The organism is Proteiniclasticum sp. C24MP (assembly GCF_043951855.1).
Lineage (GTDB): Bacteria > Bacillota > Clostridia > Clostridiales > Clostridiaceae > Proteiniclasticum.
Genome location: NZ_JBINJW010000045.1, coordinates 1 through 5,940, shown reverse-complemented (window position 1 = coordinate 5,940; position 5,940 = coordinate 1). Strand labels below are relative to the sequence as shown.

Below are 5,940 nucleotides of genomic sequence, written 5' to 3'. Positions count from 1 at the left end.
AAATACTGGATTATTTCTTTTGCGATTTCCACTTTAAATGCTTGAAACTAAATGTTTATGATGATATAATACCAATGTTAAAGACTCGCAAGCATATTTCCCCAAATTGCTAGAGTTAACCCTTTAGGTAATGTTGAAAAATGACATTATCGAAATATTATTGGAGGGGGTGAAAAAGTGGCAAATATTAAATCAGCAAAGAAGAGAATCAAGGTAACACAAACCAAGACACTTAGAAACAAAATGGTGAAATCTGCACTTAAGACTTCGATCAAGAAGTACGAAACTGCAATTGAAGCAGGTAACGCGGATGAAGCTAAGGTACTTCTGGGTTCTGCAATTAAGTCCATAGATATGGCTGCATCTAAGAGAATAATTCATAAGAACGTTGCTTCTAGAAAGAAGTCCAGACTTACACTTAAGTTAAACAAATTAGCATAATCATCACCCGAGAGTAAAGAGATTTACTGCTCGGGTTTTTACCTTTATCGGGGCTGTCGAGAGGTCGGATCAACTGACTTCACCTCAGCTCTTTTTTCATAGACTGAAAGCAGCGCAATAACAACCACAACCAACTTCAGATCATCACTACAGATTGTTGAACTCATCAGCATAAGCCAAATGAAAAGTCGTTCCAGCACCCAGATTCACTGGCTGTAAAACGACTAGACCATACTGATTATTTTGTATCTCTTGCATTCACCACGGAAAGTATCAGCATCTCCAGAAGAGACATGGTATCCACTGAAGTGGTCTTGAGTATCAGCTCATGATTCAGCAGCACTTTGAAAAGCTTATGATATTCGCTGATGGATATGGCGGTTGCGATTTTCGTCATTCGATCTGCATACCATGCACTTCCGGTTTTAAGCTGCTTCATGACATCCTGTGTCGTCGCATTCTTTTCTTTGAGTATCTTGATTCTGAAGAGCAGTCTCAACCTAGATCCGATCAGACCTATGACCATCTCCGCTTTCTCTCCGCGATATATGAGATCATTCACCAGATTGAGGATATCTTTAATATTTCTTCCAAGACCTCTTTCCGTAAAGATCAGGTCAAGAAGATTCATCACATGCCGCTCATCGGATATCTCCATTATTGCCAGAATATCCTCTTTTCTGATTTCTCTTCCAGCAGTATAGGCAAGGAGCTTTTCGATTTCCTTCTCCAGCTGGAGAGAGTTTCCTTTAAACACTTCACTGATGAAAGGCGCAATATTTTTGTTTACAGTTACCCCTCTCTCTTCAAAAAGAGATTCAATCAGTCCTACCATTCCTCTTGGTTTGAGAGAATCTATTCCCTCTATGATTGTTATGGGGCTCACTTTCTTCTTTAGCCTGTCCAGGTAAAAATTCTTCTTGCTCAACTCATTCTCATATTTGTAGTAACCGATAAAATACAGATCCTCTCTGGGATCCTGAAGGTATTCCTCAATCAGCTCTCTCATAGGAGAACTTTGACCTCCATCCATGAAATGGCAGTTTGACATCTCCACCAGAATATCCTCATTGAACATCGAGTAGGTAGAAATCGCATTCTGTATCTCTTCATAGGTACACCTGTTACCATCTAACTTGATATGACTCAAGGAGTCTTCCTGTACAACTCTCTTTCTAAGCTCATCCCTGACCTGAAAAATAAGCTGTTCATCTTGAGCAAAGATGAAGTATGCTCTCTTCTGTCCTTTTTTAACTATTTCCTTTAACTCCAAGTAATCCACTATTTTACCTTCATAACCCTTTCATTCCAGAATACATACTTGTGCAAGACTTTCACACCCCCAAAATAATCTATTCTTCTTGGCAGTGCAAGTTCCTTATCATTCACAAAAATATGTGGAATCTCCCGTTCGTTTTCAGATGGTCTGAACTTGAGATTCATGGATTGAAGATTGAGCTTCTCTTCTTTCCGAAGCGTTATGTAGCCGGCCTCAGCAATCCTATAATCCATGATATCATAATTCTCAAAATTATGTGTAATCCTGATAAAAGGAGCACCGAAATTATTATAAATTTTCACTGTTGTACCCCATGGCAAACCTAAGAGTAAAATGACAGTAAGAAGAAGAATCCCTCTTTTCAGCGCTCCTCTTCTGAACGCTGTTCCAATCAGGAAAACATAATACGCATAATGATAGATGATATGCTCAAGATTCAGCGTCAGGATATACTGACTCATAAAACGCCCCATATGATATGTGAGCTCAGAAAACGCCTCTGCAAAAGGAAGAACGAGGAAGACAAGCCATTCAAATGGAACAATGCACACACAGATAAAGGAAAGGCATGTCACAACAGCATAAAGTGGAACCAGCACCAGATTCCCGATGAATACTCCAAGAGAAAATTCAGGGTTAAAGGAAATAATCACCGGAAAAGACAAGGAAAGCGCTGCCAGCGTAAGAGACAAAGACATGGAAACGGATGATGGCAGATGATGCATACCACTGAGAATTTTCTGATGAAAAAGAAGTATACCAAGTGTGGATAAATAAGTGAGCAGAAATCCGATTTTGAAGATGATGCAGGGACTGAGAAAAGTCTGTATGAACATGGCCACAAAAACCCCTGTGACCGGATCTGGGTCTCTTCTCAAATAATAACCTGCTGTCCTGTATAAAATCGTCAGAAGTGTTCTATATCCAGGAATACTGCTGATGAAATACGCATAAAATCCGATGATCAGAATACTTTTCCTGCCCAGCTTCAGTTTCTTCAGCATATTCTCCAGTAGGGCGAAATGAAACCCTGAAATAGACAGAATGTGCATGATACCCATGCTTTTCATATCTCCTTCTCGTTTTTCACTGATATCATCCTTCACCCCCAACACAAGTGATGACATCAGCGACCCGCTATCGTATCCGTACACTTCAGCAAGTGTAGAGGCAAGTTCCTTTTTTATAGAAATCAGCCTAGACCTTGAATCCGTTTCAATCACAGGATTTTCTACGGTAAGATTCCCAGCATATCCGCTTCCATCGGGTGAAAGAAACACAGCGTCAAATTGCCCCTGAACGAGGTCACCTTCTCTGCAGTCAAATACTGTCTCTCTGATCAGATAATTTCTAAACCCCTTCTGCACCACAATGGATCCACTGTACACCTTGATCACTCTGACTTCTTCAGGAACTTGAGGTCTGTAGTAAAGCGAAAGTGAAATCACGGCAAGTAGCGGCATGACCAGGATCATCAAGAGCATATCCTTTCTGAGTCTGCCTAGCATCACGACAAGTGAAAGAAGCACTGCCCCAAAAAGCCAGAATGCCTGAACAGATAGGAGATAAAGGCTTACGATAAAGAGCGTTACTGATAGAACTAATACATGCACTCTTTATTTTCCATAAGCGTCAGTAATTTCTTACGGGCTCTTTTCTCTTCCCTCGACACAAACACCTGTGATTTATTGATCAGATTTCCGATTTCCTGCTGAGAAAGATCTTCGTAGTATCTATAGACCAGGATCTCTTTCTGAAGTGGTGTGACCTGGTCCAATAGACTTTCAATGAGGATCTTATTGTGTGTATCTTTTTGGTGATTCCAGGCATCTTCCGATTCTCCTCTATCACTCCTTATGTATTCCACAATTTCCTCTTGTGATTCCATGACATATCCCTCACGATTTCTGAGCTGGATGGAAGAAATCGTTACTTCTCTTTTTGCGTGATGTTCATACATTCTCTGCACTTCACCTCTGATCAGATAATATGCATAGGTGATGAACTTGTTGCCCATTTCAGGTTTGAAGTTCTTCACAGCCTTTATGAGCCCCAGACATCCCGCCTGAAAAACATCTTCCATATCCGTTGGATTGGACGAGGCATAGTAATAATCCTTGATGATCTTGTAGATCAGTGCTCTGTTGTTCTCAATGATTTCTTCCTCTGCTACGCGATCCCCTTTTCTTATTCTTTCAATCAGTTCTTCATTACAATGTATAAAAATCATCTCCTTTCTAACTATCTGCCCTTAAATTACAGGGAAATACGGAATTCCACAAGCAGAACCACTCGACATAATTGAAAGGATTGAACCCGTATGCTATTTTCCTAAAATTCATTGGTCAATAAATAAAATTTCATATTAATCTTAAAGATTGTTATAATATTATCAATATAAATATATAATACTTTACTTTTCATATATTTGTATAATTAATTGCCATTTCAAATTTGATTACAACTTAATTAAATATATATTTGGTTTCTTAAGGATCAGTCCCTCAGTTCTATTCTATAAATTTCTGATCAGATTCAGAATTATTCTAAACAAATAATCAAACATTGACGAAAAATATATACTGTAAAAATGTGAATAAAATTCCGATTTTCCGGCAATAAAAAAGAGAGCTTGCGCTCTCTTTCAGATTTCTATTTTACATAGTTTGCTGGATTTGTATGCTGTCCGTTGATTCGAATCTCAAAATGCAGGTGAGGTCCTGTACTTGCCCCTGTAGAGCCTACATAACCGATGGTCTGACCCTGTTTCACACTCTGCCCATAACTCACTGCAAATCCGCTTAGATGAGCATATAGAGAAGAAATTCCACCGCCATGGTCCACGATGATGTAGTTGCCATAACTTGAATTATACTTTCTAAGAATGACTGTTCCACTTTTAATTGATACAACCGGAGTCCCACTTGACGCCGCATAGTCAACACCAGTGTGCATTCTTCTCACTCCGTAAATCGGATGGATTCTGTATCCGTATGGTGAACTGATTCTACCTGAGGTAGGTCGTACATATCCGCTTGATGATACAACGCTTCCTGTATTGGTGTTAGCAGCTTCCGCCTTCTTCTTGGCTTCCTCTTCTCTTCTTGCCCTCTCCTGAGCTTCTCTGATCACCTTCTGAATTTCTGCTTCCAGAGCTGCGTTCTCATCCATGATGTCACCAATGCTGTTGGCAAGTTCCTGTTCTTCCTGAGTCATGTTCGCAATAAGAGTTCTCTTTGCTTCTTCCAAGGACTTCTGTTCAGAAAGTTTATCTGTAACTACTGCCTTTTCATTTACCAGAGCAGCCTTTTCATTCTCTAAAGCGGTTTTTTCGGTATCAAGTTTCACCTTGAAATCTTCTGATTCCTGTTTGCTCACTTCCAGTTCAGTTCTTCTTTCTTCCAGATCTGAAATTATACTATCAATGATTTCCATGACCTCTCGGTCTTTCGCCGCCATTTTCTCGATGAACATCAACCTTTCAGTGAAATCCACGATACTTGTAGATTCAATGAGTGTGAAGATGATGCTTCCAAATGAATTGAACTTATATGCAGCTCTTACACGATCAGAGAGAATCCCTTCTTGAATGGCCAACTCTTTTTCCTGTCCTCTGATTTCCTCATTCTGGACTTTGATATCTTCTTCCAGCTCTATGATCTTGCTTTCCATTGCCTGGATATCAAGAACCTTCTGGGTGATATTAGATTCTTTTTCAGTAATACTACTATTTAAAAGACTCACTTCGCTGGAAAGCGCATTAATATCCTCAATGACTTTTTTCAGTTCACTGTTGATCTCGCTTTTCTTGCTCTGAATCTCCTTTTTCTCGTCTGTAAGCTCACTGAGCTTGCTGTTGTTTTCTTCGATCTGATTCTTATATTTCGTTGTATCTGTGGCAAAAACATTAACGGATGTGGTTATTAATAGCGTAGCCACAACTCCTGCAATTTTTTTCTTCATACTTACCTCCTGACTCATAAAGTCATTTTACACTAATTTAAGAGATAAATTAAGGTTTATTAACAAGTTTCACATTTATATTTCTATTTTATACCACAGTGTATTATTGTAATAGTCTAAATATTAGAATTTACTGAATATTAACAACATGGTTCTGTTTTTCTATGTATTGCCCCTATATGCAGTGGAAGTAACTTCGTCGAAGTTTCAGCTGCAGGTCGGATATTCACAATCATTTCAATCAAGCATACCGAAAG

The 5,940-nt window shown here is 39.2% G+C and carries 5 protein-coding genes; 1 reads left to right on the top strand and 4 read right to left on the bottom strand.

Going from position 1 to position 5,940, the window contains the following annotated elements; all coding sequences use genetic code 11:
• Window positions 1–177 precede the first annotated feature (177 nt).
• The gene (gene rpsT, locus ACHAL6_RS15230) at window positions 178–441 is read left to right on the top strand and encodes a 30S ribosomal protein S20 (protein ID WP_395271508.1); all 264 of its coding nucleotides are present in this window, start codon (window positions 178–180) and stop codon (window positions 439–441) included.
• 238 nt (window positions 442–679) lie between these two features.
• On the opposite strand, the gene holA is transcribed toward rpsT, so the two are convergent.
• The 4 genes from holA to ACHAL6_RS15210 form a co-directional block, all read right to left on the bottom strand.
• The gene (gene holA, locus ACHAL6_RS15225) at window positions 680–1,723 is read right to left on the bottom strand and encodes a DNA polymerase III subunit delta (RefSeq protein WP_395271507.1); all 1,044 of its coding nucleotides are present in this window, start codon (window positions 1,721–1,723) and stop codon (window positions 680–682) included.
• On the bottom strand, window positions 1,723–3,333 hold the full coding sequence (locus ACHAL6_RS15220) for a ComEC/Rec2 family competence protein (protein ID WP_395271506.1): 1,611 nt from the start codon (window positions 3,331–3,333) through the stop codon (window positions 1,723–1,725). Before ACHAL6_RS15220 ends, holA begins: the two co-directional genes overlap by 1 nt.
• Window positions 3,321–3,950, bottom strand: a complete 630-nt coding sequence (locus ACHAL6_RS15215; protein WP_395271505.1) for a sigma-70 family RNA polymerase sigma factor — start codon at window positions 3,948–3,950, stop codon at window positions 3,321–3,323. The genes ACHAL6_RS15220 and ACHAL6_RS15215 overlap by 13 nt, the downstream gene beginning before the upstream one ends.
• A gap of 422 nt (window positions 3,951–4,372) precedes the next feature.
• Entirely contained in the window at window positions 4,373–5,683 is a 1,311-nt protein-coding gene (locus ACHAL6_RS15210; RefSeq protein WP_395271504.1) for a murein hydrolase activator EnvC family protein, read from the bottom strand.
• Window positions 5,684–5,940: the final 257 nt, after the last annotated feature.